Origin of the sequence: Rubrivivax albus, assembly GCF_004016515.1 — a bacterium.
Classification (GTDB): domain Bacteria; phylum Pseudomonadota; class Gammaproteobacteria; order Burkholderiales; family Burkholderiaceae_C; genus Rubrivivax; species Rubrivivax albus.
Genome location: NZ_SACT01000001.1, coordinates 896,524 through 921,376 on the forward strand (window position 1 = coordinate 896,524; position 24,853 = coordinate 921,376).

Annotated in this window: 25 protein-coding genes; 11 read left to right on the forward strand and 14 right to left on the reverse strand. The window is 70.2% G+C overall.

Annotated features, from left to right (window positions below):
- Positions 1-62 precede the first annotated feature (62 nt).
- The 3 genes from ENE75_RS04205 to ENE75_RS04215 are packed head-to-tail and all read right to left on the reverse strand — an operon-like array spanning position 63 to position 3,335.
- Entirely contained in the window at positions 63-2,270 is a 2,208-nt protein-coding gene (locus ENE75_RS04205) for a 4Fe-4S binding protein (RefSeq protein ID WP_233258908.1), read from the reverse strand.
- Entirely contained in the window at positions 2,176-2,859 is a 684-nt protein-coding gene (locus tag ENE75_RS04210) for a DUF3306 domain-containing protein (RefSeq protein ID WP_128195900.1), read from the reverse strand. The genes ENE75_RS04205 and ENE75_RS04210 overlap by 95 nt, the downstream gene beginning before the upstream one ends.
- Positions 2,856-3,335, reverse strand: a complete 480-nt coding sequence (locus ENE75_RS04215) for a DUF3305 domain-containing protein (protein WP_128195902.1) — start codon at positions 3,333-3,335, stop codon at positions 2,856-2,858. The genes ENE75_RS04210 and ENE75_RS04215 overlap by 4 nt, the downstream gene beginning before the upstream one ends.
- 379 nt (positions 3,336-3,714) lie before the next feature.
- On the opposite strand from ENE75_RS04215, the gene ENE75_RS04220 reads away from it, so the two are divergent.
- From ENE75_RS04220 to ypfJ, 9 genes are all read left to right on the forward strand, one after another.
- Positions 3,715-3,930, forward strand: a complete 216-nt coding sequence (locus ENE75_RS04220; protein WP_128195905.1) for a formate dehydrogenase — start codon at positions 3,715-3,717, stop codon at positions 3,928-3,930.
- 17 nt (positions 3,931-3,947) lie between these two features.
- Positions 3,948-6,920 (forward strand): formate dehydrogenase subunit alpha, encoded by a 2,973-nt coding sequence (locus tag ENE75_RS04225; protein WP_128195907.1) that lies wholly within the window; start codon positions 3,948-3,950, stop codon positions 6,918-6,920.
- A 19-nt stretch (positions 6,921-6,939) separates the two neighbouring features.
- The gene (gene fdh3B / locus ENE75_RS04230; RefSeq protein WP_128195909.1) at positions 6,940-7,545 is read left to right on the forward strand and encodes a formate dehydrogenase FDH3 subunit beta; all 606 of its coding nucleotides are present in this window, start codon (positions 6,940-6,942) and stop codon (positions 7,543-7,545) included.
- Complete coding sequence (locus ENE75_RS04235) at positions 7,542-7,778, forward strand: hypothetical protein (RefSeq protein WP_233258909.1); 237 nt, start codon at positions 7,542-7,544, stop codon at positions 7,776-7,778. Before fdh3B ends, ENE75_RS04235 begins: the two co-directional genes overlap by 4 nt.
- Positions 7,779-7,789: 11 nt before the next feature.
- Positions 7,790-8,917, forward strand: a complete 1,128-nt coding sequence (locus ENE75_RS04240) for a formate dehydrogenase subunit gamma (RefSeq protein WP_128195911.1) — start codon at positions 7,790-7,792, stop codon at positions 8,915-8,917.
- A 9-nt stretch (positions 8,918-8,926) separates the two neighbouring features.
- Positions 8,927-9,847 carry a formate dehydrogenase accessory sulfurtransferase FdhD gene (locus ENE75_RS04245; protein WP_128195913.1) on the forward strand — a complete coding sequence of 307 codons (921 nt, stop codon included), beginning with the start codon at positions 8,927-8,929 and terminating at the stop codon, positions 9,845-9,847.
- 190 nt (positions 9,848-10,037) lie between these two features.
- On the forward strand, positions 10,038-11,138 hold the full coding sequence (locus ENE75_RS04250; RefSeq protein WP_128195915.1) for a 5-methyltetrahydropteroyltriglutamate--homocysteine S-methyltransferase: 1,101 nt from the start codon (positions 10,038-10,040) through the stop codon (positions 11,136-11,138).
- Between the two features lie 54 nt (positions 11,139-11,192).
- Positions 11,193-11,762 (forward strand): dCTP deaminase, encoded by a 570-nt coding sequence (dcd, locus tag ENE75_RS04255; RefSeq protein WP_128195917.1) that lies wholly within the window; start codon positions 11,193-11,195, stop codon positions 11,760-11,762.
- A 10-nt stretch (positions 11,763-11,772) separates the two neighbouring features.
- Positions 11,773-12,660 (forward strand): KPN_02809 family neutral zinc metallopeptidase, encoded by an 888-nt coding sequence (gene ypfJ / locus ENE75_RS04260; RefSeq protein WP_128195919.1) that lies wholly within the window; start codon positions 11,773-11,775, stop codon positions 12,658-12,660.
- Between the two features lie 10 nt (positions 12,661-12,670).
- On the opposite strand, the gene ENE75_RS04265 is transcribed toward ypfJ, so the two are convergent.
- The 8 genes from ENE75_RS04265 to ENE75_RS04300 form a co-directional block, all read right to left on the reverse strand.
- The gene (locus ENE75_RS04265) at positions 12,671-13,828 is read right to left on the reverse strand and encodes an alpha-hydroxy acid oxidase (protein ID WP_128195921.1); all 1,158 of its coding nucleotides are present in this window, start codon (positions 13,826-13,828) and stop codon (positions 12,671-12,673) included.
- Positions 13,829-13,888: 60 nt separating this feature from the next.
- Complete coding sequence (locus ENE75_RS04270) at positions 13,889-14,800, reverse strand: LysR substrate-binding domain-containing protein (protein WP_128195923.1); 912 nt, start codon at positions 14,798-14,800, stop codon at positions 13,889-13,891.
- Positions 14,801-14,823: 23 nt separating this feature from the next.
- Positions 14,824-16,185, reverse strand: a complete 1,362-nt coding sequence (locus ENE75_RS04275; RefSeq protein WP_128195925.1) for an MmgE/PrpD family protein — start codon at positions 16,183-16,185, stop codon at positions 14,824-14,826.
- A gap of 5 nt (positions 16,186-16,190) precedes the next feature.
- Positions 16,191-17,102, reverse strand: coding sequence for an NAD(P)-dependent oxidoreductase (locus tag ENE75_RS25780; protein WP_128195927.1), 912 nt, complete (start codon positions 17,100-17,102; stop codon positions 16,191-16,193).
- Positions 17,103-17,184: 82 nt separating this feature from the next.
- A complete protein-coding gene (locus tag ENE75_RS04285) occupies positions 17,185-17,664 on the reverse strand; it encodes a hemerythrin domain-containing protein (protein ID WP_128195929.1) in 480 nt (159 codons plus the stop codon).
- A 57-nt stretch (positions 17,665-17,721) separates the two neighbouring features.
- Positions 17,722-19,026, reverse strand: a complete 1,305-nt coding sequence (locus ENE75_RS04290; RefSeq protein WP_128195931.1) for a TRAP transporter large permease — start codon at positions 19,024-19,026, stop codon at positions 17,722-17,724.
- Positions 19,016-19,501 (reverse strand): TRAP transporter small permease, encoded by a 486-nt coding sequence (locus ENE75_RS04295; protein ID WP_233258910.1) that lies wholly within the window; start codon positions 19,499-19,501, stop codon positions 19,016-19,018. The genes ENE75_RS04290 and ENE75_RS04295 overlap by 11 nt, the downstream gene beginning before the upstream one ends.
- Before the next feature lie 31 nt (positions 19,502-19,532).
- Positions 19,533-20,555, reverse strand: coding sequence for a TRAP transporter substrate-binding protein (locus ENE75_RS04300; protein ID WP_128195935.1), 1,023 nt, complete (start codon positions 20,553-20,555; stop codon positions 19,533-19,535).
- Positions 20,556-20,661: 106 nt separating this feature from the next.
- On the opposite strand from ENE75_RS04300, the gene ENE75_RS04305 reads away from it, so the two are divergent.
- Positions 20,662-21,054 (forward strand): YbaN family protein, encoded by a 393-nt coding sequence (locus ENE75_RS04305; protein ID WP_128195937.1) that lies wholly within the window; start codon positions 20,662-20,664, stop codon positions 21,052-21,054.
- Positions 21,055-21,073: 19 nt separating this feature from the next.
- Here the strand turns inward: ENE75_RS04305 and ENE75_RS04310 are convergent, their stop codons facing one another.
- Together ENE75_RS04310 and dinB are read right to left on the reverse strand one after the other, a co-directional pair.
- Entirely contained in the window at positions 21,074-21,733 is a 660-nt protein-coding gene (locus tag ENE75_RS04310) for a cupredoxin domain-containing protein (RefSeq protein ID WP_128195939.1), read from the reverse strand.
- 8 nt (positions 21,734-21,741) lie between these two features.
- On the reverse strand, positions 21,742-22,887 hold the full coding sequence (gene dinB, locus ENE75_RS04315; RefSeq protein ID WP_128195941.1) for a DNA polymerase IV: 1,146 nt from the start codon (positions 22,885-22,887) through the stop codon (positions 21,742-21,744).
- A gap of 128 nt (positions 22,888-23,015) precedes the next feature.
- Between dinB and ENE75_RS04320 the strand changes: the two genes are divergently transcribed.
- A complete protein-coding gene (locus ENE75_RS04320; protein ID WP_128195943.1) occupies positions 23,016-23,432 on the forward strand; it encodes a DUF2076 domain-containing protein in 417 nt (138 codons plus the stop codon).
- Positions 23,433-23,440: 8 nt separating this feature from the next.
- Here ENE75_RS04320 and argH read toward each other — a convergent pair whose 3' ends face one another.
- Positions 23,441-24,841 (reverse strand): argininosuccinate lyase, encoded by a 1,401-nt coding sequence (gene argH, locus ENE75_RS04325; protein ID WP_128195945.1) that lies wholly within the window; start codon positions 24,839-24,841, stop codon positions 23,441-23,443.
- Positions 24,842-24,853: the final 12 nt, after the last annotated feature.

Sequence of the window (24,853 nt, forward strand, 5' to 3'; positions counted from 1 at the left end):
GGGGCAGCGAACGGAGTGGGCGTGGGGGTTTCATGTCGGGAGGTCGGGGCGCGAGGCCCGGGTCAGAGGTCGGTGATCCGGACTTCGCCCGGGTCGCTGTGCAGGTCGATGACGCGGCAGTCGCCGCACATCTTCAGCCGGTCGGCCGCCTTGCCCTGGAATGCGGCATGGCCGGCGAGCTTGCCGATCATGGCCTCGATGGCGCGCAACGTGCCGAAGGGCTTGCCGCAACGCACGCAGGCGTAGGGCTCGACCTCGTGCAGCACGCGCATCTGTCGACGCGCCTTGCCGCCGTCGGCCAGCCACAGCCGCGGCTGCAGCGTGATTGCGTTCTCAGGGCAGGTCTTTTCGCACAGGCCGCACTGCACGCAGCTGGACTCCACGAAGCGCAGCTGCGGGCGCTCCGGGTTGTCGGCCAGCGCGCTTTTGGGGCAGGCGCCGACGCAGCTCAGGCACATGGTGCAGCGCTCGGTGTCGACAGCCAGCGTGCCGAAGGGCGCACCTTCGGCGGGCAGCGCGATGGTCTCGGCGGCTTGCGGGGCGCAGGCCAGCAGGTGGTCCAAGGCCAGATCGAGCGTGGCCCGCTTGTCGGCCTGCACGGCGAAGGTGCCGGGCCGCGACACCGTGGTGGCGGCCGGTTCGGCCAGCGCGGTATCCAGGGCGGCGAGGTCGCGTGCATCGCGGGTCTCGATCAGCCGCAGGTGCGTGCCGGCGTAGCCCAGGCCGGTGAGGATGGCCTGGCCCACGGCCATCTGCTGCGCCAGCGCCTCGCGGTAGGCGGGCGCCTCCTCGTCGGTCAGCAGCACCCAGACCTGGGTGGCGCCCTGGGCGATGGCGCTGAGCCACAGGTCCAGGCCCCAGCTGGCGGTGTGCCACACGCCCACCGGCAGCACGCGCGCCGGCACGCCGCGAACGTCGGCGTCCACGCGTGCGGCACGGCCCAGTTCCTCCACCAGCCGTGCGCCGGCGCCGTCGCTGTGCAGCAGCACCGCCGGAGCCTTGCCGCCGGCATGGCGGTAGGTGGTCAGCAGCGTGCGCAGGCGCCGGCCCTGGTCGACCGTGCCCGGGTAGGCGAAGCCCAGCGCGCCGCTGGGGCAGACGGTGCTGCACGCGCCGCAGCCCACGCAGAGGTGCGGGTCGACGACGATGCCGCCAGTCACCGGCTGCGGGCGGGCCGATTCGCCCACCGGCCGCGGCCCACGCGCCTGCACTTTGCCCTTCATCGACGCGTCGCTGCGGATCGCGCTGGCCGAGCAGACGTCGATGCAGGCGCTGCAGCCGACCTTCTCGTTGCGGCTGTGCGCGCACAGCTTGTGCTCGTAGCGGAAGAAGCGCGGCTTCTCGAAACTGCCGACGGCATCACGCAGTTCCACCACGGCGCCGGCCAGGGCCACCGGGTCGGCACCGACGTGGAAGTAGCCCTGCGGCTTGGCATGCTGCGTGAAGGCCGGGGCCGGGCGCAGGTCGAGCACGAGGTCGAAGCGTTCCTTGACCTGCAGCGGTTCGCGCGCGAAGTCGATCGCGCCGGCCGCGTCGCAGACGCGCACGCAGTCGCGATGGCTGCGGCAGCGCGACAGGTCGACCTGGTAGCTGAAGTCGATGGCGCCTTCCGGGCAGGCGTCGATGCAGGCGTTGCAGCGCGTGCACAGGTCGAGGTCGATCGGGTTGCCGCTGGTCCACTCGGCCTCGAAGGCGCCGAGCCAGCCGCGCAGATGTGTCAGGCGGCCGGCCTGCACGGCATGTTCGCCGCGCTGCGGCAGGGCGCCGCCGTCCACCAGCAGCGTGAGGTCCAGGCGGTCGCCCAGCAGCGCCGCCGCGCGGGCCGCGGGTTCGGCCGCGCCGATCACCAGGCAGCGGCCTTCGGAGCGGTAGCTCACCGTGCCCACCGGCTCCGGGTCGGGCAGCTGGGCGGCAGCGATCAGCGCGGCGAGCTTGGGCGTGGCCGACGCCGCGTCGCGCGACCAGCCGCCGGTCTCCCGCAGGTTGACGAAGCGGATCGGCCGCTCCTGCACGCTGGCCGCGCCTTCGGTCTGCGCGTTCAGCTCGAGGAACAGCCGCTGCTCCTGCGTGCAGCCCACCAGCAGGGGTTCGGCGCTGGCCGTGGTGGCCTTGGCGGCGCGCTGGAACGCGCTGGCCTCGCGGCGGCAGAGCAGCGTGTGGCCGGTTTCCAGGCCGTCAGCGCTGGCGTTCGGCGTCTTCTCCAGCGCGCGGGCGATCGCCGGCAGGTCCAGCGGCATCGTCCGGTTGCAGTCGCAGATCAGGGTCTTCATCAGGGGCGCGTGGGTCGGGTGAGGGGATGTCCGCGTCGGCGGTGGCCGAGGGGGCCGGGGCAGCAGAGGGCGTGGCGGGGTCGGCGGCGCCGGCCGATGCAGCCTTCGCCTTCTCTTCGTCTTCTTCGTCGTCGAACAGGCCGAGCACATGGGCCTGCGCCATGCGCCGGAGCATGCTCTGGGGCAGCGGCTCGAGCTTGTTGTAGTCCATGATGTCGATGTCCATCTCGTCGATGACATTGAACCGTGGATCGGCGAACAGCTTCTTCAGCGCTGCGTTGCGCACCTGGGGGTCGACGTCGGGCTTGGCGAAGCGCGCGAAGTCCGATTCGGGCGTCAGCGCCTCGGTGTCTTCCAGTTGTGGCGGTGGTTCGGGCGGGGGCGCGGCTGGGACACCTTGCGATACCGTGGCCGAACCGTCGGGCTGCAGCGCATCAGCGTGACCGGTGACGGGGGTTGCCGTCGAGCGCGACACTGCGGGCGTCGCGGGAGCCGCGGCCGGCGGCTCCGGCGCCGGTGCGCCCGTGCGCACCGCGGCCTTGCGGCGCGACCAGCGCGACAGAAAGCCGTCGTCGTCGGGCCGGTTCATCGCTGGTCCGGGGCCTTGAACGAGGCCGGTCGCACGCGGCGCTTGGGCTCCGGGCGATAGTGGGCGTCGGTGAAGGCCTGCAGTTCCTCGCGCACGTCGGGCGGCAGCACCACCGTGTCCACCCGCTCCTCGGCGTCCAGCTGCCGGCCGGCCTCGTGGTAGGACAGCGTCACCATCTGTGGCCGCGCCATCGACGGGTCGTCGTCGTCGATGCGCCACCAGACGAACCAGGAGGGCTGGCCGCTGGTGAGGTTCAGGTAGTAGCCCTCGCCCTCGTCGGTGTGCAGTTCCACGCGCAGCCCGGGGTGGAGGAAGCGCGCCACCGTGCCGTCGTCGTGCAGCTGCAGGGGCTGGTCGCCGAACTGACCTTCGTCGATCGTCACGTCCACGATCGAGAAACGCCAGTCCTCCCACCGGGTGGGCGCGCGGTGGCGGTCGATGGTGACGGCAACGGTCAGTGCAGGGCGTTCGCGCATGCAGGCAGCGGGGTGGTCTTCAACAGTTTCAGAGTGGGCCGACGTGATGCTTGGGGTTTCTTCGTCTGCGGCGGGCTGCGACCGCCCAGTGTCGGCGGCGCGCGGATTCTACGGAGGCCTGTTTTCCCCGATGGCCGGCAGATACTGCCCCCAACAGCGTGGTCATTGTGCGAGGCCGCTGCGTCGTGCAGGCGCGGGCGGGCTGCGCCCAGGCGGCGGTCCGCATGGGGTTCGACAGGCTGACACCGGCTGCGACAAGTTGTCGCATGGCTCCCCGGGGGAACCCCGGTTGCTTTGCAGCCAGTGCTGGTTTGTCATCCAGGGTGCATATGCAAGTCCGTGCATGGGTCTGCACGGTCACGCTGTTGAGGAGACCACCATGAGCTCGCCCGAACGTCCGCAACTGAACCGCCGCACCGTCTTTGCCGGTGCGGGCACCGTGGGGGCGCTGGCTGCCGCGGCCACGCTGCTGCCGGCAGCCCGGACCGACACCGCTGCCGTGCCGGCGGCCGACGCCGGTCAGGCCGGCCAGGACCACGGCCGCTACCAGGAAACGGCGCACGTGCGCCAGTACTACCAGACGGCCAAGCTCTGAGCATCACAGGAGACGTCATGTTGCTGACTCGCACTGCCGGCGCCACGGGTGGCGCCGCCTCATCCAGCCTGGTCTCGAACCTGGCGCGCGGCCTGTCCCGTGCCGTGCCGACGATGGATCGCCGCGCCTTCCTGCGCCGCTCGGGCCTGGGCGTCGGTGCCGGCCTCGCGGCCAGCCAGCTCACGCTGGTCAAGAAGGCGCAGGCCGCCGGCGGCGCCGCGGCCAGCGGCGAGCGCAAGGTCGAGGTCAAGCGCACGGTGTGCGGCCACTGCTCGGTCGGCTGCGCGATCGACGCCGTGGTCGAGAACGGCGTCTGGGTGCGCCAGGAGCCGGTGTTCGACAGCCCGATCAACATGGGCGCGCACTGCTCCAAGGGCGCTGCGGTGCGTGAGCACGGCCATGGCGAGTACCGGCTGAAGTACCCGATGAAGCTGGTCGACGGCAAGTACCAGCGCATCTCCTGGGACCAGGCGCTCGACGAGATCAGCAAGAAGATGCTGGCGCTGCGCGAGGCCAACGGGCCCGACTCGATCTTCTTCGTCGGCTCGTCCAAGCACAGCAACGAGCAGGCCTACATGTTCCGCAAGATGGTGTCCATGTGGGGCACCAACAACTGCGACCACCAGGCCCGCATCTGCCACAGCACGACGGTGGCCGGCGTGGCCAACACGTGGGGGTATGGTGCGATGACCAACTCCTACAACGACATGCACCACTCCAAGGCGGCGCTGTACATCGGCTCCAACGCCGCCGAGGCGCACCCGGTGTCGATGCTGCACCTGCTGCACGCCAAGGAGAACGGCTGCAAGGTCATCGTGGTCGACCCGCGCTACACGCGCACCGCGGCCAAGTCCGACATCTACGTGCGCCTGCGGTCGGGCACGGACATCCCCTTCCTGTTCGGTGTCGTCTATCACATCTTCAAGAACGGCTGGGAAGACAAGAAGTACATCAACGACCGCGTCTACGGCATGGAGGCCGTCAAGGCCGAGGTCATGGCCAACTGGACGCCGGACAAGGTCGAGGAGGCCTGCGGCGTCGACGAGGCCACGGTCTACAGCGTGGCCAAGACCATGGCCGAGAACCGGCCGAGCACCATCGTCTGGTGCATGGGCCAGACGCAGCACACCATCGGCAACGCGATGACGCGTGCCTCCTGCATCCTGCAGCTGGCGCTGGGCAACGTCGGTGTGATGGGCGGTGGCGCCAACATCTTCCGCGGCCACGACAACGTGCAGGGCGCCACCGACATCGGCCCCAACCCCGACTCGCTGCCCGGCTACTACGGCGTCGCCGAAGGCTCGTGGAAGCACTACTGCCGCGTCTGGGGTGTCGAGTACGACTGGGTCAAGGGCCGCTTCGCCGAGGGCATGATCACCAAGCCCGGCATGACGGTCTCGCGCTGGATCGACGGCGTGCTGGAGAACCCCGAGCTTGTCGCGCAGAACGGCAACCTCAAGGGCCTGTTCTTCTGGGGCCACGCGCCGAACTCGCAGTCCCGCGGCCTTGAGATGAAGCGCGCGATGGACAAGCTGGACCTGCTGGTCGTCGTCGATCCGTTCCCCAGCGCCACCGCCGCGATGGCCGCGATGCCCGGCCGCGCCGAGGACAAGAACCCCAACCGCGCCGTCTACCTGCTGCCGGCGGCCACGCAGTTCGAGACCAGCGGCTCCATCACCGCGTCCAACCGCTCCATCCAGTGGCGCGAGAAGGTCATCGACCCGCTGTGGGAAAGCCGCACCGACGCGATGATCATGGCCCAGCTGGCCGACAAGCTCGGTTTCGGCAAGGAGCTGACCAAGAACTTCAAGATGGTCCAGGGCAAGGGCGGCATGGAGCCCGAGCCCGAGTCCATCCTGCTCGAGGTCAACAAGGCCCTGTGGACCATCGGCTACACCGGCCAGAGCCCGGATCGCCTGAAGGCCCACATGCGCAACATGCACGTCTTCGACGTGAAGACGCTCAAGGCCAAGGGCGGCATCGACAAGGAGACGGGCTACAAGCTCGACGGCGACTACTTCGGCCTGCCCTGGCCGTGCTTCGGCACCGCCGAACTCAAGCACCCGGGCTCGCCCAACCTGTACGACACCAGCCGCCACGTGATGGACGGCGGCGGCAACTTCCGCGCCCGCTTCGGCGTCGAGAAGGACGGCGTGTCGCTGCTGGCCGGCGACGGCTCGCACAGCCTGGGCGCCGAGATCCAGACCGGCTACCCGGAGTTCGACCACGCGCTGCTGAAGAAGCTGGGCTGGTGGGACGACCTGACCGACGCCGAGAAGGCCGAGGCCGAAGGCAAGAACTGGAAGACCGACCTCTCCGGCGGCATCCAGCGCGTGGCCATGAAGCACGGCTGCCACCCGTTCGGCAACGCCAAGGCCCGTGCCGTCGTCTGGAACTTCCCGGACCCGATCCCGAAGCACCGCGAGCCGCTGTACAGCAACCGGCCCGATCTGGTGGCCAAGTACCCGACGCACGAGGACAAGAAGTCCAACTGGCGTCTGCCGGTGCTGTTCAAGTCGGTGCAGGACAAGAACGCCGACATCGGCAAGACCTTCCCGCTGGTGATGACCAGCGGTCGCCTGGTCGAGTACGAGGGCGGCGGCGAGGAGACGCGTTCCAACCCCTGGCTGGCCGAACTGCAGCAGGAGATGTTCGTCGAGATCAACCCCAAGGCGGCCAACGACCGGGGCATCCGCCACGGTGACACGGTGTACGTGAAGACCCCGCCGATGCAGGGCATCGACGGCTTCAAGGGTCTGAAGGTCAAGGCCCTGGTCACCGAGCGGGTCGGGCCCGACGTGGTCTTCCTGCCGTTCCACTTCTCCGGCCGCTGGGGCGGCGTGGACATGCTGGCCTACTACCCGGAAGGTGCGGCTCCAGTGGTCCGCGGCGAGGCGGTCAACACCGCCACGACCTACGGCTACGACATCGTGACGATGATGCAGGAGACCAAGACCACGGTCTGCCAGATCGAACGCGCCACCGCCTGACGCCCACGGAGACATTCACATGGCACGCATGAAATTCATCTGTGACGCCGAGCGCTGCATCGAGTGCAACGGCTGCGTCACCGCCTGCAAGGCAGAGCACGATGTGCCCTGGGGCGTCAACCGCCGCCGGGTCGTGACCCTCAACGACGGCCTGCCCGGCGAAAAGAGCATCTCGGTGGCCTGCATGCACTGCAGCGACGCACCCTGCATGGCCGTCTGCCCGGTGGACTGCTTCTACCGGACCGACGACGGCGTGGTGCTGCACGACAAGGACATCTGCATCGGCTGCGGCTACTGCAGCTACGCCTGCCCGTTCGGTGCGCCGCAGTTCCCGAGCAACGGCACCTTCGGCCTGCGCGGCAAGATGGACAAGTGCACCTTCTGCGCCGGCGGCCCGGAGGCCAACGGCTCGGACGCCGAGAACGCCAAGTACGGCCGCAACCGCCTGGCCGAAGGCAAGCTGCCGGCCTGCGCCGAGATGTGCTCGACCAAGGCCCTGCTCGGCGGCGACGGCGACGTCGTGGCCGACATCTTCCGCAACCGCGTGCTCACGCGCGGCAAGGGCAGCGAGATCTGGGGCTGGGGCACCGCTTATGGCAAGCCGACGGAGGGCAAGAAGTCGTGATCCAACGAATCCTGATGATCGGCGCGGCCGCGCTCGCGCTGGCCGCCTGCAGCGAACAGCCCCAGGACATGGCCTCCGGCAAGAAGCCGGACGTGCCGGCCTGGAACGGTGCCAACGACAACGGCTACGTGGCCCCGGGCTGGCAAGCCGGCGACCAGAAGGCCTGGGAGGCGCAGCTCAAGCAGCGCGCCGCCGGGCAGAACGAGAGCGTCCGCATCGGCTCCAACACCTGAAGGGCATGGCGATGAACACCCTCCTTCGCCGCTGGGCCGTGGCCTGCGGGCTCGCCCTGGCCACCGCCGGGGCGGCCTGGGCGCAGACCCTGCCGCCGGCCGACCCCCCGCCGCCCGCCAGTGCCGGCCCCGCGCTGCCCAAGCCCGACGAGACCAACGCCGAGCGCGCGGTCACGCAGCCGGGCAACAACGCGCCGTTCTGGCGTGGCGTGCACAACTCCGGCAACGTGCCGGGTGTCACCAGCCTGCCCGGGCTGGAGATGGGCGTGCTGATGCAGCGCCCGGTGCAGTACCCCGGCTCGAACTACACCTCCGCGGGTGAAGCCTGGCGTCAGGTGCGCAACAACTGGCTGATCCCCTACGGCGGTGCGCTGATGCTGATCATGCTGGTGGCGGCGGTGCTGCACTACGTGGTCAAGGGGCCGCTGGACACCAAGGAAGGCCCGACGGGCCGTGTCATCGAGCGCTTCACACCGCTGGAGCGCGCGGCGCACTGGGTCAACGCCATCGCCTTCGTGGTGCTGGCGGTATCCGGCATCGTGATGGCCTTCGGCAAGTTCTTCCTGCTGCCGGTGCTCGGGGGCACGCTGTTCGGCTGGCTGACCTATCTGCTGAAGAACCTGCACAACTTCGCCGGCCCGCTGTTCGCGGTGTCGCTGGTCATCGTGATCGTCACGTTCGTGAAGGACAACCTGCCGAGCAAGGACGACATGGTCTGGCTGGCCAAGGGGGGCGGGCTTCTGAACGGTGCGCACGTGCCTTCGCACCGCTTCAACGCCGGTGAGAAGATCCTGTTCTGGGTGGGCGTGTTTGTGTTCGGTGCGCTCGTCGTCGCGTCGGGCTTGGTGCTGAACCAGCTGATCCCGCAGGTCTCGCCGACGCGCGAGAACATGCAGATCGCGCAGATGGTGCACGGTGCGTCGTCGCTGCTGATGATGGCGCTGTTCATCGGCCACATCTACATGGGCACGATCGGAGCCAAGGGCGCCTACTCGGCCATGCGCAACGGCTACGTCGACGAGACCTGGGCGAAGGAGCACCACGAGCTGTGGTACGACGACGTGAAGGCCGGCCGCATCCCTGCGCAGCGTTCGGCGGCGCCGCTGCCGTCCCCGGGCACCACGCCCGCCAAGGCCTGAGTTCGCGTCATGTCGGTCCCCGGTGAAGCCCTGCCTCACCCCACCGTAGCCCCCCGGCCGCGGGTGGTGGGTGCGCCGAGGCTCACCGAGGCCCGCGGCGAACTGCTGCGCGAGATCACCATCCTCGACGAGTACGGTGACCGGCGCAGCATCCACATCCCGGCCGAGCGGTCGCTGACGGTCTTCGTCGACAAGCGTGAGCTGGTCACGCTGATGACGCTCGGCGCCATGCCCGAGCACCTCGTGCTGGGCTACCTGCTGAACCAGAGGCTGATCAAGCGCGTCGACGAGATCGAGTCGATCACGGTGGACTGGGATGTCGCTGCCGCCGCGGTCCGGACCCGGGCCGGCGTGGCCGACATCGAGGCCCGGACCGCCAAGCGGGTGGTCACCACCGGCTGTGGTCAGGGCACGGTGTTCGGCGACCAGCTGGAAGACCTCAATGGCATCCACCTGCCGGAAGCGGCCCGCGCCCGCATCCGCCAGAGCCACCTGCACCGCATGCTCGAGACCATGCGGCAGCAGGACAGCATCCACCGCAAGGCCGGTTCGGTGCACGGCTGCGCGCTGTTCCGTCTCGACGCCGGCCAGCCCGAACTGATGATGTTCGTCGAGGACGTCGGTCGCCACAACGCCATCGACACCATTGCCGGCTGGATGGGGCTGCATGGCGTCGATGGTGTCGACAAGGCCTTCTACACCACCGGGCGCCTGACCAGCGAGATGGTGATGAAGGCAGCGCACCTGGGCGTGCCCATCGTCGTGTCCCGCAACGGCGTCACCGCCATGGGCCACGAGATGGCCACGCGCCTGGGCATGGCGCTGTTCGGTCGCGCGTCGAACCGGCACTTCCTCTGCTACACCGGCTTTGAGCGCTTCGACTCCGAGCCGGAGCCGCAGCGCCCCGCAGTGCGCGTCGTCTCTGGCTGAGGCTGGACTGAAGACAGTCCCTGCGGACTGTCTTCAGCCTGCCGAAGCGGCCGAGCTCTGCGAGGCCGGGGGAGGATCTGGACTGAAGACAGTCCCTGCGGACTGTCTTCAGCCTGCCGAAGCGGCCGAGCTCTGCGAGGCCGCGGCAGAAGCGCCCTAGACTCGTGTCTCCCATCAGAACGGAGACACGATGAACGCCACCCGCCCGCCTTTCCGCGCCGACCAGGTCGGCAGCCTGTTGCGCCCCGAGGCGCTGGCCACGATGCGCGCCCGCTGGAAGGCCGGTGAAGTGGGCGACCAGACGCTGCGCGAGGCCGAGGACCGCGCAATCGCCGAGGCCGTGCGCCGTCAGCAGGACATCGGCCTGCAGGCCGTCACCGACGGCGAGTTCCGCCGTGACTGGTGGCATCTGGACTTCCTGGCCCAGCTGGACGGCGTCACGCTCACCGCCAACCCCGGCCCCAAGTTCAAGATCTCCGGGCAGAGCGAGCAGCCGCCCATCGCCACCGTCACCGGCCGCATCGGCTGCAGCCGGCCGATCATGGCGGATCACTTCGCCTACCTGAAGTCGGTGGCGCAGGCGGTGCCGAAGATGACGATCCCGTCGCCGTCGATGCTGCACCTGCGTGGCGGGCGTGCGGCCATCTCGCGCGAGGTGTATCCCGACCTGGACGCCTTCTGGGGCGACGTGGCCGCGGCCTACCGCCAGGCCATCGCGCACCTGGCCGAGGCCGGCTGCCGCTACCTGCAGCTCGACGACATCACCTTCGCCTACCTCTGCGATCCCAAGATCCAGGCCAACTGCCGGGCCAACGGCGACGACCCGGCCGAGCTGCCGCGGCGCTATGCGCAGACCATCAACGCCGCGCTGCGCGACCGGCCGGCCGACATGGCGGTGACCATCCACACCTGCCGTGGCAACTTCAAGAGTGCCTGGGTGGCCGAGGGCGGCTACGACCCGGTGGTGGAGGCCATGTTCTCCACCGACGTCGACGGCTGGTTCATGGAGTTCGACAGCGAACGCGCCGGCGGGTTCGAGCCGCTGCGCGCCGTGCCCAAGGGGAAGACCGTGGTGCTCGGCCTGGTGACCACCAAGCTGGGCGAACTCGAGGACAAGGACAAGCTCAAGCGCCGCATCGACGAGGCTGCGAAGATCGTGCCACTGGACCAGTTGGCCCTCAGCCCGCAGTGCGGCTTTTCCAGCACCCACCACGGCAACGCCCTGTCGATGGACGACCAGTGGCGCAAGCTGGAGCGGGTGGTGGAGGTGGCGCACGAGGTCTGGGGCTGACGGCCCAGCCGACGCGGCGACAATGCCGGCTCCAACCGCCCGACCGGAACCCCGATGAGCATCAAGAGCGACCGCTGGATCCGCCGCATGGCCGAGCAGCACGGCATGATCGAGCCGTTCGAGCCCCAGCAGGTGCGTCATGCACCCGACGGCCACAAGATCGTCAGCTACGGCACCAGCAGCTACGGCTACGACATCCGCTGCGCGCCGGAATTCAAGGTGTTCACCAACATCCACAGCACCGTGGTGGACCCGAAGAACTTCGACGAGAAGAGCTTCGTCGACATCCACGCCGACGTCTGCATCATCCCGCCCAACAGCTTCGCGCTGGCGCGCACGATGGAGTACTTCCGCATCCCGCGCAACGTGCTCACCATCTGCCTGGGCAAGAGCACCTACGCGCGCTGCGGCATCATCGTCAACGTCACCCCGTTCGAACCGGAATGGGAAGGCTACGTCACGCTGGAGTTCAGCAACACGACGCCGCTGCCGGCCAAGATCTATGCCGGCGAGGGCTGCGCCCAGGTGCTGTTCTTCGAGAGCGACGAGGTCTGCGAGACCAGCTACAAGGACCGCGGCGGCAAGTACCAGGGCCAGCGCGGCGTGACTCTGCCCAAGACCTGAGGAGGGCGGCATGAAGTGGGAAGGCCACCGACAGAGCCGCAACGTCGAGGACCGGCGCGCCGGCGGTGGTGGAATCCCCGGCCTCGGCGGCGGGCGGCGCGTGGGCGGCAAGGGGCTGGGCCTCGGCTCGATCGTCATCGCCGTGATCGCCGCCTGGATCTTCGGCATCAACCCGTTGACCGTGCTGGGCCTGCTCGGTGGGATGGACGGTGGTGCGCCGGTGTCCCAGGGGCCGGCGGCTGCACCACCCGCGTCGGACCGCGAGGCCATGTTCGTCTCCACCGTGCTGGCCGACACCGAGGACGTCTGGCAGGCGCTGTTCCGCAGCGGCGGGCAGAGCTACCGTGAGCCGAAGCTGGTGCTGTTCCGCGGCGCCGTGCCCACCGCCTGCGGCACCGGCCAGAGCGCGATGGGGCCGTTCTACTGCCCGGGAGACTACAAGGTCTACATCGATCTCGGCTTCTTCGAGACGCTGTCGCGCCAGATGGGCGCGCCCGGTGACTTCGCGCAGGCCTACGTGATTGCGCACGAGGTAGGTCACCACGTGCAGCGGCTGATCGGCGTCACCGACAAGGTCGACCAGATGCGCGGGCGCATCTCTCAGGCGCAGATGAACGCGATGTCGGTGCGCGTGGAACTGCAGGCCGACTGCCTGGCCGGCGTCTGGACGCATCATTCCCAGCGCGGCAAGAACTGGCTGGAGCAGGGCGACATCCAGGAAGCCATGAACGCTGCCGCGCGCATTGGCGACGATGCGCTGCAGCGGCAGAGCACGGGCACGGTGCGCCCCGAGAGCTTCACCCACGGCAGCAGCGAACAGCGCATGCGCTGGTTCCAGCGTGGCGTGCAGAGCGGCCAGGTGGCCGCCTGCAACACCTTCGACGCGCAGACGCTCTGAACGCCTGGCGTCAGGCGGTCGGGAACGTCCCCGGCAGCAGAATGCTGCGGTCCACGGTGCCGATCTTCGTGTGGCCGCAGAAGGCCATCGTCAGGTCGAGTTCCTTGTGGATGATCTGCAGCACCTTGGCCACGCCCTCCTGGCCCATCGCGCCCAGGCCGTAGAGGAAGGCCCGGCCGATGTAGGTGCCCTTGGCGCCCAGCGCCACGGCCTTGAGCACGTCCTGGCCGGAGCGGATGCCGCCGTCCATGTGCACCTCGATCTGCGAGCCGACCGCTTCCACGATGGCCGGCAGTGCCTCGATGCTGCTCTGCGCGCCGTCCAGCTGCCGGCCGCCGTGGTTGCTGACGATCAGCGCGTCAGCTCCCGACGCCACCGCCAGCTTCGCGTCCTCGACGTCCTGGATGCCCTTGAGAATCAGCTTGCCGCCCCAGCGCTTCTTGATCCACTCCACGTCGCCCCAGTTCAGGCGCGGGTCGAACTGCTGGGCCGTCCAGGCGGAGAGGTTGGACATGTCGCTGACGCCCTTGACGTGGCCGACGATGTTGCCGAACTGCCGGCGCGACGTGCCCAGCATGCCCAGGCCCCAGCGCGGCTTGGTCATCATGTTCAGGATGTTGGCCAGCGTGAGCTTCGGCGGCGCCGACAGGCCGTTCTTCAGGTCCTTGTGGCGCTGGCCGATGATCTGCAGGTCCAGCGTCAGCACCAGGGCGCCGCAGCCGGCGGCATTGGCGCGGTCGATCAGGCGCTCGATGAAGTCACGGTCGCGCATCACGTAGAGCTGGAACCAGAAGGGCTTGCTCGTGTTCGCGCGGATGTCCTCGATCGAGCAGATGCTCATCGTGCTCAGCGTGAACGGGATGCCGAAGGCCTCCGCCGCCTTGGCCGCCAGGATCTCGCCGTCGGCATGCTGCATGCCGGTCAGCCCCGTGGGCGCGATGGCCACCGGCATCGCCACGTCCACGCCCACCATCTTCGTCGCCGTGCTGCGGCCTTCCATGTTCACCGCCACGCGCTGGCGCAGCTTGATCTTCTGGAAGTCGCTCTCGTTGGCGCGGTAGGTGCCTTCGGTCCAGCTGCCGCTGTCGGCGTAGTCGTAGAACATGCGCGGCACGCGCCGCTGGGCCAGCTTGCGCAGGTCTTCGATGTTGGTGATGACTTCGGCCATGGATGTGTCTCCTTTGGCCCGGATGCTAGCGGCGCGCTGGCCCGCCGGCCGGAAACTTCGTCAGGTGCGGCCGGAGATCAGTTCCAGTGCCTCCTGCGCCAGCCGCGCGCAGCGGTCGCCCAGCCATCCCGCGAAGAGCGCTGCATCGTCGCCCGGGCCGTGGCGCAGACCGTACTGCTGTGCCGGCTCCGCCGTCAGCGCGAACAGCGGTCGCAGCGTGCCGCTGGCCAGCCAGGCGCCGGCGAGCGACGGCCGCGCCAGTGCCACGCCCTGGCCGGCGACGGCTGCTTCCAGCGTCAGGCCCAGGTCCACCAGCATGGGGCCGCTGGCGGGTTCCGGCCAGTCCAGGCCGGCGGCGCGGAACCAGGGCGTCCACGGCTCCAGCGGCGTGCGCAGCAGCGGCCAGTGCGCCAGGTCGGCGGGCGTGCGGCACGGCCGGCCTTCGGCCAGCGCGGGCGACGCCACGGGCAGCACCACGTCGTGCATCAGCACCGTCCAGCCGGGCAGGCCGGGCGGGGCGTGCTGGATCTCGATGTCGGCCTCGCCGGGGCGCAGGTTCAGGAAGGGGATGGACAGCACCACCTCTAGCTCGATCTGTGGGTGGGCACGGCCGAACTCGCCCAGTGCCGGCACCAGCACCTGGCGCGCGAAGGTGGGCGGGCTGCTCACGCGCAGCTTGCGCGTGCGCTGGGCCGGGCGGCGGTGCTGCGGCACGGCCATCAGCAGCGTCAGTGCCGGGCGCACCTGCGCCAGGTAGTCGCGTCCGGTGGCGGTGAGGGCCAGCGCCTTGCCGCCGCGCTGCAGCAACTCGATGCCGATCAGCGATTCCAGCGCCGCCACCCGCTTGCCGATGGCGCTGGCGGTGACGGCCAGTTCGTCGGCCGCGCGCTCGAAGCTGCCCAGTCGCGCAGCGGCCTCGAAAGCGCGCAGCGCGTCGAGCGAAGGCAGGCGCAGGTCGTCGGCCGGGGGCATGGCCAGCAGTGTAGGGCGCCGCCTCAGCGCAGCATCGCCGATAGCAGCGCGCGCACGTCCGGCAGGTCGGCCAGGCGACCGATGCCGTCGGACAGCACCGGCAGGCGGTCGGCTGGCAGCGGGAAGGGGGCGTAGGCCATGCAGTCGGCAAAACGCTGCGCGTGCTGCGCCTCGCTCAGCGGCCGGCCCGGAAACCCGGGCGCGATGTCCAGCCCGCGCTCGAGTCGGGCGCCGTCGGTGGTGGTGACCACGATGTCCACCGCCGTGTGCCCGCGGGCATCCATCGCCGGGTCACCGACGGTGTGCACGCAGGCGGCCAGCGCCAGCACGGCGGGGTCGGCAATCTGCTCTGGGCGGAAATGCTCCAGCCGCGAACTGCGGCGCACCAGCGCGTTGGCCACGCACCAGGCGGCGCTGAACTGCGCGTCCACGCGCGGGTTGGCGCCGAGCCGGAACGGGTGGCCGACCAGCTTGTGGGAGTACGGCGGCTGGCGCACTTCGACCGCAGCCACCTGCTCCGGCCGCAGGCCGGTCTCCTGTACCAGGTCCAGCACCAGCCGCGTCAACCCCTGTGTGGCACCGCAGCTGGGGTAGGGCTTGAACATCATGCGCTGCAGCCGCCATTCGGTGCCGAGGCCCGACACCACGTCGGCCGGCGGCAGTGTGCCGCGGCCGTAGAGGTGCGGGAAGCCGTAGATGCCGGTCAGGAAGTTCAGCGGCCCGGTCAGCCCGCGCTGCGCCATCTGCGCGCACTCAACACCCGTCGCGGCCACGTGGCCCTGCAGCAGACGCACCCCCAGCGTGCCGTCGATGTGGCTCTGGAAACTGCCGCCGCAGCGGTTGAAGGCCAGGCCCAGCGCACGACGCGTCTGCAGCGCGTCCAGGCGCAGCACGCGCGCCGCGCCGGCGGTGGCGGCAAAGACGGCGGCGATGCCGGTGGGGTCGAAGCCGTCGTACTGGCGTTCGCTCAGGTTGAAGCGCGCGCCGACCTCGCAGCCCACCACCAGCGCGGCCAGGAACTCGGCGCCGCTGCAGCCGCCGCGCAGTTCCGCCGCGGCGAAGCAGGCCGGCACCAGCGCCGCGCCGAAGTGCGGGCCGGGCGCCATCGCATCACAGAAGTCCAGCGCGCGGCACATCGTGCCGTTGAACTGCGCGGCGGCCACGGCCGGCAGGCGGTCGCCGAAGACCAGGGTGGTGGCCTGCGGCGTGCCGCCGCGTTCCAGCAGCAGGGCGCGCAGCTCGGCGATGCCGTCCTCGCCGGCGCCGGCCACGCCGGTGCCGGCCACGGCCAGCAGCACGCGCTGCGCGGTCAGCCGCGCGTCTGGCGGCACCTCGGCCAGCGGCTGGCCGACGACGAACCGGGCCAGGGCGTCTTCGAGGTCCATGCGCTTCAGCCCTGCGGCTCGCCGCGGCCCGGCGTGAGCTCGGTGCCGGAGAGGCTTTCCACCCAGCGCACCAGTTCGCTGACGCTGGCGCCGGGCCCGGCGGCGTGTTCGGCCATGCGCCAGAGCTGCTGGCCCAGGCCGGCCATCGGCATCGGCGTGGCCGTCTGCTGCGCCAGCTGCACGGCGATGCCCACGTCCTTGCGCATCAGCTCCAGCTTGAACGGGTCGTCGAAGCTGCGGTTGAAGATGCGCTGGTGGAAGTGTGTCTGCGTGATCCACGAGCCGCCGGTGGACTGGTTGAGCACGTCCACCATCACCGCCGGGTCCAGGCCGTAGCGCTTGCCGGTCACCAGGGCCTCGGCGGTCGCGGTGAAGGTCATCGCGGTGATGCAGTTGTTCAGGCACTTCATCGCGTGGCCCGCGCCCAGGCGGCCCAGGTGGTGCACGGCCTTGCCCATGCGGTCCAGCAGCGGGCGCACGCGGGCCACGTCGTCGTCGCTGCCGCCGACCATGAACACCAGCTCGGCCGCCTGCGCGCCCCAGGCGGCGCCGGAGACCGGCGCGTCGACCATCGTGGCACCGCGTACCGCGATGGCCGCGGCGGTCTGCTGCGTCAGCCAGGGTTCGGCCGACGAGGTGTCGAGCAGGATGGCGCCTTCGCGCAGGCCGTCGATCAGGCCCTGTTCGCCCAGCGTCACCTGCTGCACGACCTCGCCATTGGGCAGCATCGTGATCACGACTTCGCTGCGGGCAGCCACCTCGGCCGGCGTGGTGACGGCAGTGCCGCCGATCGTGGCCGCGAGGTCGCGCGCGGCGGCGGCATTGACGTCCAGCAGCGTCAGCCGGTGCCCGGCGTTGGCCAGGTGTGTGGCCATGGGCGTGCCCATGACGCCCAGGCCGATGAATCCGATGTCCATGCGGTGATGTCTCCTCGTCCGGCCCGCTGCATGGCGGGCCGCCCGATCATCGCCGCAAACGAAAGCCGTGGAGGCCTGCGGATCAGCTGCAGCTGCTGCTGCCGCAGCCGGTGATGGCTTCGGCTTCCGGCGCTGGCGGGTTCGTCATCGCACCGGTCTCTGGGTCGTAGCCGCGCAGCGCCATGGTCTCGGCCAGCGCTGCGTCCATCATCTGCGCGTGCTGCGGGAACCACACGGCCAGTTCGCCTGCCATGCGGTGCACCAGGGCCACGTTGCCTTCCGAGGCGTGCAGGCGCTGCACCTCGCGCATCACGTTCAGCACCGCCTGGTGCTGGAAGGCGTGGCAGTTCTGCGGCGCAAAGCCCATCGCCGTCATCCAGCGGTCTTCCTGCGCGAAGTGGGCGTCGGTGTGCTCGACCAGCGCGGCCAGCGCGGGAGCCACGGCCTCCGGGGACTGCAGCGTGGCTTCCAGCGCGGCCAGCAGGTCCACGAACTCCACGTGCGTGGCATCCATGCGCGGCTGGCCCAGGGCCAGGTCGTCGGTCCAGGTCAGGGTCGTCATGGCCGCCGATGGTCGCCGCAGCGCCACGCCACCGGCTTGCGCCGGATCAAGCCGGCGCTACAGGCCGAGCACGCGCGGCAGCCACAGCGCAATGCCGGGGAAGGCGCACAGCACCACCAGGCGAACCAGGTCGACCGCGATGAAGGGCATGGTGCCGGCGTAGATGCGGGTGAGTGGGATGTCGCGCGCGATCGAGTTGATGACGAACACGTTCATGCCCACCGGCGGGCAGATCATGCCGAAGGTGACGGCCATCACGACGATGACGCCGAACCACACCGGGTCGAAGCCCAGCTGCGTCATCGCCGGGAAGACGATGGGCACCGTCAGCAGGATCATCGCCAGCTCGTCCATCACCGCGCCGAGGATGAAGTAGCCGACCATCACGATGGCCAGCACGCCGTAGGCCCCCACCGGCAGGTTCACCAGCCAGTCCACTGCGTTCTGCGTGAACTGCGTGATGGTGAGGAAGTAGCCGAAGAGAAAGGCGCCGACGACGATCATCATGATCCCCGACGACACGCGCAGGGCGTCGACCAGCGAGGCACGGATCTGCGGCCAGCGCAGCCGCCCGCGCGCCATACCGATCAGCAGCGTGCCGGTGGCGCCGACGCCGGAGGCCTCCTGCACCGTGAACAGGCCGCCGTAGATGCCGCCGAGCACGAACAGGAACAGCAGCAGCACGGCCCACAGGTTCTTCAGCGTGGCGAAGCGCTCCGCCCAGGTGTGCGGCTCGCCCAGCGGCACGCGTTGCGGGTGGCGGATGGCGATCCACTGCACCAGCGCCACGTAGAACAGCACCCCCAGCACGCCCGGCAGCAGGCCGGCGGCGAACAGCTGCGCGATGTCGACCTCGGTCATGATGCCGTAGAGCACCAGGATGGTCGACGGCGGGATCATGATGCCCAGCGTGCCACCGGCGGCGATCAGGCCTGCGCTGAAGCCCGGCTCGTAGCCGGCACGGCGCATCTCCGGCAGCGCCACCTGGCTCATCGTGGCGGCGGTGGCCACCGACGAGCCGTTGATGGCCGCGAAGCCGCCGCAGGCGGCGATGCCGGCATAGGCCAGGCCGCCGCGGCGGTGGCCGAACCAGGCACGCCCGGCATCGAACAGTTCCCGGCTCATGCCCGAATGCGACGCGAAGGCGCCCATCAGGATGAACATCGGGATCACGAGCAGGTTGTAGTCGGTCAGCACCGACAGCGGCACGTTGCCCAGCAGGTTCAGCGCCGGGCCCATGCCGGTGAGCACGCCGAAACCCAGCACGCCGACGATGCCCATGGCCACGCCGATGGGCACGCGCAGCGCCATCAGCACGAACATGCCGACGAAGCCGAGCAGCGCGACGAGGTCACGGTCCATCGGTGGCCCCGTACTCGCCTCCGGTGTCCGCTTCGTCGTCTCCGCGCACCAGCGTCCACAGCCGCGCCAGCGCCAGCCATGCACCGGCTGCGGCACCGCAGGCGGCGACGGCGGTGAACCACATCAGCGGGATGCGCAGGTCGGTGGTGGCCTGGGTGCCGCTGGCCAGCACCTTGGAGAACACCATCCAGGCCATGGGCGCCAGGAAGGCCAGCGTGATGAAGCCGGCCACGATGTCCAGCACCCGCTGGCCACGCCGCTGCAGGTGTTCCCAGACGATGTCCACCGCGATGTGGCTGCCATGGTAGGTGGCCACCGCGATGCCCCAGAACAGCGCGATGCCCATCAGCAGCTTGGTGCCGTCGAACCAGTCCGGGATCTGCCAGGCGAACAGGTCGCGCAGCGTCACGTTGGCCGCGGTCAGCAGCGCGATCAGCAGCAGGAAGACCGCCGCCACCGTTTCGGTGGCGGCCACCAGACGCTTCATCGGTTCGGCGAGCCGTCCGTCAGTAGGCGCCGCCGGTCTTCTGCAGTTCGGCGCGCAGGTCGGCCAGGGCCTTCCTGGCGTCGACGCCGGTCTTGGCTGCGGTGTCGACCCAGCGGTCATACACCGGGGCCACGGCCTGGCGCCAGGTCTCGATCTGTGCCGACGTCATCGGCACGATGGTGTGGCCGGCCGCGACCAGCTTCTCGCGGCCGGCGTCCTCGGCGTCGCCCCAGGCAGCACCGACCTTGGCAGCCCACTCGTTGTTGCAGTGGTCGTCCATCACCTTCTTCTGGTTGGCAGACAGGCCGTTGTACCAGTCCTTGTTCATCGCCCACACGAAGACCGCGGCGTACAGGCGCATGTCGGTGTGGAACTTGGTCACCTTGTCGATGCCGAAGCTGGAGATCGAGTTCCAGGGGAAGGTGATGGCGTCGGCCACGCCCTTGGACAGCGCGTCGCGCGCTTCGGGCGCCGACACCTGCACGCTGGTGCCGCCCAGCACGTTGACCATCTGGCCCACCGTGCCGTTGGCGGGGCGGATCTTCATGCCCTTGATCTGCGCCGGGTCGGTGATCGCCTTGTCCTTCGCGTGGAAGGTGCCCACGTGCAGGTGGGTCAGGCAGACCTTGACGTCCTTCATCTCGCGTTCGGCGTACTGGCGGTACCAGGCGTCCAGCGCCTTGGACGCCGGCCCCGGCTTGTCGACCAGGAACGGCAGTTCACCGGCCGCGATGATCGGGAAGCGGCCAGCCTGGTAGCCCGGGTTCACGAAGGTGACCTGCGCGATGCCGTCGCGCGCCATGTCGTAGTGGTCGGGTGCCTTGCCCAGCTGCTGGGCCGGAAAGATGGCCACCTTGATGCTGCCACCCGAGGCCTGTTCGATCGACTTGCCCCAGGGGATGAAGCCGGTCTGCGCCAGCAGGTGGTTGGCCGGCACCCAGTGCGCCAGCTTCAGTTCCGTGGGCTTGTCCTGGGCCTGTGCCGCACCGGCCAGGCCCAGGGCAGCTGCAGCGGCGGCAGCGAGGAGGCGAACGCTGTTCATGGCAGGGTCTCCGGTGGATTTATGGACGAAACGTCATCATGCCGCAGGGTCGTTCAGTGCACTGGGCGAGGATTCCCTGAGGATGCACGACAGGTAGGATGCCCTGATGTCGCCCGTGCCGCCTCGCCCCCGCGCCCGCCCAGTCTGGCAACGGGGCCTCTGGCTGGCGGCGGGCGCGCTGGCGCTGGCCACCGGCATCGTGGGCATCGTGCTGCCGCTGCTGCCGACGACACCCTTCGTGATCCTGGCCGCCTTCTGCTTCGCGCGCGGCAGCGAACGCTGGGAGCGCTGGCTGCTGAACCACCCGCGCTTCGGCCCGATGCTGCGCGCCTGGCGGGCGCGGCGGGTGATCCCATGGCGGGCCAAGCTGCTGGCCTGGGTGATGATGGCCGGGGGTTCGGCCTGGGCGGCCTGGACGCTGCCCGACCCCTGGCGCTGGGCGCCGGCCCTGGTGTGCACCGCCGTGGCGGTGTGGATGGCGCGCCTGCCCAGCCGCTGAGCCCGGCGCTGCCCCTGACTCAGAACTCGTACTCGCCCTTGGGTCGGGGCGCCGGCCGGCGCGACGGGTTGAAGCTCAGCTGCGCGCTGGCCTGGGCCTGGCCCGAAAGGTTGAGCGTCTGCGTGGTCTGACCGGTGAACTGGTCCGGGTGCCACAGGCGCATCTCGGCGCTGCCGTCCGGCAGCCCCGCGAAGCGGGCCCGCCCCTGCTCGTCGGTGACCGCGACCCAGGGCGTGGTCGCCACGAACAGGTGGCCGCGCATCGAGCCGTGGATGTGGCAGCCCAGCGTCACGCTGCCCGGCGTGTCGAAGACCACGCTGTCGATCGCGCGTGCACCCGACTGCACCGGGCCGAGCCGCAGTTCGAAAGACTTGGCCGGCGGCACGGCGCCCATCGGCCCGCTGCCGAGCGAGCGCACGTGGTGGTCGTAGCGGTCACGGTTGACGAAGCGCACCGCCGTGCCCACCGGCACCACGGTGACGTAGGGCTCGAAGCGGTTGTCCTTCTGCACGATGTCCACGGCCGAGGTGGTGGGCGCCGCGCCCTGCACCGATGGCATCAGCATCACCACGACGTCGGGCGCGGGCTTGCCGGCGGCGTTGCGCACCTGCACCTGCAGGTCGGCGGCGGCCGCGTGCAGGCCCAGGCCGGCGAGCAGCAGAAGCAGAGGGGCTTTCATGCGCCGCATCATAGGCGCCCGCCGCGCACCAGCGACGACGCGCGCACGCCCAGCAGGCGCAGCGGCCGGCCCAGGTCCACGCGCTTGAGGCACAGGCCCGCGGCGTGGCGGATGGCCTCGGCCTCGGCCGTGGGCTGAGGCAGGGTCAGGTCGCGCGTCACGGTGCGGAAGTCGTCGAAGCGCAGCTTGATGCCGATGGTTCGGCCGGCATAGCCCTTGCGCTGCAGGTCGGCCGCCACCTGCGCACACAGCCGCGTGAAGATCTCCCCGAGCGCTCCGCGGTCGCGCACGGCGTGCAGGTTGCGCTCGAACGTGGTCTCGCGGCTCATCGACACCGGCTCGTGGTGCGTGACCACCGGCCGGTCGTCGCGGCCATGGGCGGCGTCGTGCAGCCAGCGGCCGTAGGCGCGGCCGAAGTGCTCGACCAGCGCGGCGGGTTCGGCCGCGGCCAGGTCGCCCACGGTGCGCAGGCCCAGCGCCGCAAGCTTGTCGCCGGCCTTGGGGCCGATGCCGTTGATGCGCCGCACCGGCAGCGGCCAGATGCGCAGCGGCACGTCGGCGGCGGTGATCACGGTCAGGCCGTCGGGCTTGTCCAGGTCGCTGGCGATCTTGGACAGCAGCTTGTTGGGCGTGACGCCGATCGAGCAGGTCAGCCCGGTGGCGCGGCGCACGTTGTTGCGGATCTCCTGCGCCAGCGCGCGCACGCCGCCGGTGGCGTCGAAGCCCACCGTGTCCTGCGCGCCGGGCGCGGCCGTGAGGTCGATGTAGATCTCGTCGATGCCGCGGTCCTCGATCACCGGGGCCACCTCGGCCACCGCAGCCTTGAAGCGGCGGGAGTAGTCGCGGTAGCGGTCGAAGTCGGTGGGCAGCAGGATGCAGTCGGGCGCGCGCTGCGCCGCCTTCATCAACCCGATGCCGGAGTGCAGGCCCAGGTCGCGGGCCGGGTAGGTGGCCGTGGTGGCCACTCCGCGGCCGGTGTAGTCGCGCAGCCGCATGAAGCGGCGCGTGCCGTCGGGCAGTGTTTCGGGCTGGTGGCGCCGTCCACCGCCGATGACCACAGGCAGGCCCTTCAGTTCCGGATAGCGCAGCAGTTCCACCGACGCGTAGAACGCGTCCATGTCGAGGTGGGCGATCCAGCGGGTCGGCGTGGCCATGGCGGTGGCGCATTGTCGCGGGGCCGGGTCCCGGCGTCCGCAGGGCGCGCAGGGTTGCCGCGCCGCTGCCTGCACGCTGCTGCGGTGGCGCCTACAGTGGCTTTCCGAGCTGTCCGACGGAGGCCACGATGAACTGCGACGAATCCGAACGCCTGTGGGCGCTGGTGCGCCGGCTGCAGCGCGCACCGGAGGCACTGGACGACGCCGAAGCGCAGCGCGCCCTGACCGTGCTGACCGCCTCGCGCTCCGATGCCGCCTACCTGCTGCTGCAGCGCGTGCTGGTGCTGGAGACGGCGCTGGCGCAGATCCACCAGGGGCGCGCGGCCGAGGCCGGCGCCGCTCCGGCGCCGACACCGGCCGCCTGGGCAGCCGAGCGGTCGGGGTCGGGCGCCTCGTGGCGCCCCAGCCCCTTCCTGCGTGATGCGGCCGTCATCGCCACCGGCGTCGTCGGTGGCGGGGCGGTGTTGGCGGCATTGGACGGTCTGGACGACGTCGCCGGCGATGCCCTCGATGAGGGCCTCGGAGCGGTCGGCGACCTGTTCTAGCCCAGCGATCAGCCGCCCAGTCGCGCGCGATGGCGCTCGACCTGGGCGCGCACCTGCTCCGGCGCCGTGCCGCCCAGCACGCGGCGTGCGCCCATCGAGCCCTGCAGCGTCAGGACCTCGGCCACGTCGGCCTCGATGGCCGGGTTGAAGGTCTGCAGGTCGGCCAGCGGCAGTTCCGCCAGGTCCACGCCACGCTGGATGGCCACCTTCACCGCGTGCGCCACGGCCTCGTGCGCGTCACGGAACGGCAGGCCCTTTTTCACCAGGTAGTCGGCCAGGTCGGTGGCGGTGGCGTAGCCGCGCATCGCGGCGCGTTCCATCGCGTCGGCCTTCACGACGATGCCGCCGGCCATCTCGGCCATGATGCGCAGCGTGTCGCGCAGCGTGTCGACGGTGTCGAACAGCGGTTCCTTGTCTTCCTGGTTGTCCTTGTTGTAGGTCATCGGCTGGCCCTTCATCAGGGTCAGCAGGCCCATCAGGTGGCCCACCACGCGGCCGCTCTTGCCGCGCGCCAGTTCGGCCACGTCGGGGTTGCGCTTCTGCGGCATGATGGAACTGCCGGTGCAGTAGCGGTCGGCCAGGTCGATGAAGCCGAAGTTCTGGCTCATCCACAGCACGATCTCCTCGGCCAGCCGCGAGACGTGCACCATGCAGATGCTGGCCCAGGCGGCGAACTCGAGCGCGAAATCGCGGTCGCTCACTGCGTCCAGGCTGTTCTGGCACACGCCGTCGAAACCCAGCGTGCGCGCCACGCGCTCGCGGTCCAGCGGGTAGCTGGTGCCGGCCAGCGCCGCCGCGCCCAGCGGCAGCACGTTGACGCGCTTGCGCACGTCGGCCAGGCGGTCGGCATCGCGCGCGAACATTTCCACGTAGGCCAGCAGGTGGTGCGCAAAGCTCACCGGCTGCGCCACCTGCAGGTGGGTGAAGCCGGGCATCACGGTGGTGGTGTGCTGTGCGGCCAGGCTCACCAGCGCGCGCTGCATGCCCGTGAGCAACCCGGCCAGGCCGTCGATCTCGCCGCGCAGCCACAGCCGCACGTCGGTGGCCACCTGGTCGTTGCGGCTGCGGCCGGTGTGCAGCCGCTTGCCGGCCGGGCCCACCAGTTCCGTCAGCCGCGCCTCGATGTTGAGGTGCACGTCCTCGAGCTCGAGCTTCCAGGTGAAGGCACCGGACTCGATCTCGCCGGCGATCTGCGCCAGCCCGCGCTGGATGTCGCCCAGATCCTGCGCGCCGATGATGCCCTGTGCGGCCAGCATGTCGGCATGGGCCAGGCTGCCATCGATGTCGGCGCGCCAGAGCCGCTGGTCGAAGCCGACACTGGCCGTGTAGCGCTGCACCAGCTCGCTCATCGGTTCAGAGAACAGGGCGGACCAGGCCTGGGCCTTGTTGGCGAGCGGATCTGAGGACATCGGGTGCGGCAC

Bases quoted from the DNA above. Each gene is read 5' to 3' on its own strand.
- ENE75_RS04205 (WP_233258908.1), bottom strand. From the start codon at position 2,270: ATGAAGACCCTGATCTGCGACTGCAACCGGACGATGCCGCTGGACCTG.
- ENE75_RS04210 (WP_128195900.1), bottom strand. From the start codon at position 2,859: ATGAACCGGCCCGACGACGACGGCTTTCTGTCGCGCTGGTCGCGCCGC.
- ENE75_RS04215 (WP_128195902.1), bottom strand. From the start codon at position 3,335: ATGCGCGAACGCCCTGCACTGACCGTTGCCGTCACCATCGACCGCCAC.
- ENE75_RS04220 (WP_128195905.1), top strand. From the start codon at position 3,715: ATGAGCTCGCCCGAACGTCCGCAACTGAACCGCCGCACCGTCTTTGCC.
- ENE75_RS04225 (WP_128195907.1), top strand. From the start codon at position 3,948: ATGTTGCTGACTCGCACTGCCGGCGCCACGGGTGGCGCCGCCTCATCC.
- fdh3B (WP_128195909.1), top strand. From the start codon at position 6,940: ATGGCACGCATGAAATTCATCTGTGACGCCGAGCGCTGCATCGAGTGC.
- ENE75_RS04240 (WP_128195911.1), top strand. From the start codon at position 7,790: ATGAACACCCTCCTTCGCCGCTGGGCCGTGGCCTGCGGGCTCGCCCTG.
- ENE75_RS04245 (WP_128195913.1), top strand. From the start codon at position 8,927: ATGTCGGTCCCCGGTGAAGCCCTGCCTCACCCCACCGTAGCCCCCCGG.
- ENE75_RS04250 (WP_128195915.1), top strand. From the start codon at position 10,038: ATGAACGCCACCCGCCCGCCTTTCCGCGCCGACCAGGTCGGCAGCCTG.
- dcd (WP_128195917.1), top strand. From the start codon at position 11,193: ATGAGCATCAAGAGCGACCGCTGGATCCGCCGCATGGCCGAGCAGCAC.
- ypfJ (WP_128195919.1), top strand. From the start codon at position 11,773: ATGAAGTGGGAAGGCCACCGACAGAGCCGCAACGTCGAGGACCGGCGC.
- ENE75_RS04265 (WP_128195921.1), bottom strand. From the start codon at position 13,828: ATGGCCGAAGTCATCACCAACATCGAAGACCTGCGCAAGCTGGCCCAG.
- ENE75_RS04270 (WP_128195923.1), bottom strand. From the start codon at position 14,800: ATGCCCCCGGCCGACGACCTGCGCCTGCCTTCGCTCGACGCGCTGCGC.
- ENE75_RS04275 (WP_128195925.1), bottom strand. From the start codon at position 16,185: ATGGACCTCGAAGACGCCCTGGCCCGGTTCGTCGTCGGCCAGCCGCTG.
- ENE75_RS25780 (WP_128195927.1), bottom strand. From the start codon at position 17,102: ATGGACATCGGATTCATCGGCCTGGGCGTCATGGGCACGCCCATGGCC.
- ENE75_RS04285 (WP_128195929.1), bottom strand. From the start codon at position 17,664: ATGACGACCCTGACCTGGACCGACGACCTGGCCCTGGGCCAGCCGCGC.
- ENE75_RS04290 (WP_128195931.1), bottom strand. From the start codon at position 19,026: ATGGACCGTGACCTCGTCGCGCTGCTCGGCTTCGTCGGCATGTTCGTG.
- ENE75_RS04300 (WP_128195935.1), bottom strand. From the start codon at position 20,555: ATGAACAGCGTTCGCCTCCTCGCTGCCGCCGCTGCAGCTGCCCTGGGC.
- ENE75_RS04305 (WP_128195937.1), top strand. From the start codon at position 20,662: ATGTCGCCCGTGCCGCCTCGCCCCCGCGCCCGCCCAGTCTGGCAACGG.
- ENE75_RS04310 (WP_128195939.1), bottom strand. From the start codon at position 21,733: ATGAAAGCCCCTCTGCTTCTGCTGCTCGCCGGCCTGGGCCTGCACGCG.
- dinB (WP_128195941.1), bottom strand. From the start codon at position 22,887: ATGGCCACGCCGACCCGCTGGATCGCCCACCTCGACATGGACGCGTTC.
- ENE75_RS04320 (WP_128195943.1), top strand. From the start codon at position 23,016: ATGAACTGCGACGAATCCGAACGCCTGTGGGCGCTGGTGCGCCGGCTG.
- argH (WP_128195945.1), bottom strand. From the start codon at position 24,841: ATGTCCTCAGATCCGCTCGCCAACAAGGCCCAGGCCTGGTCCGCCCTG.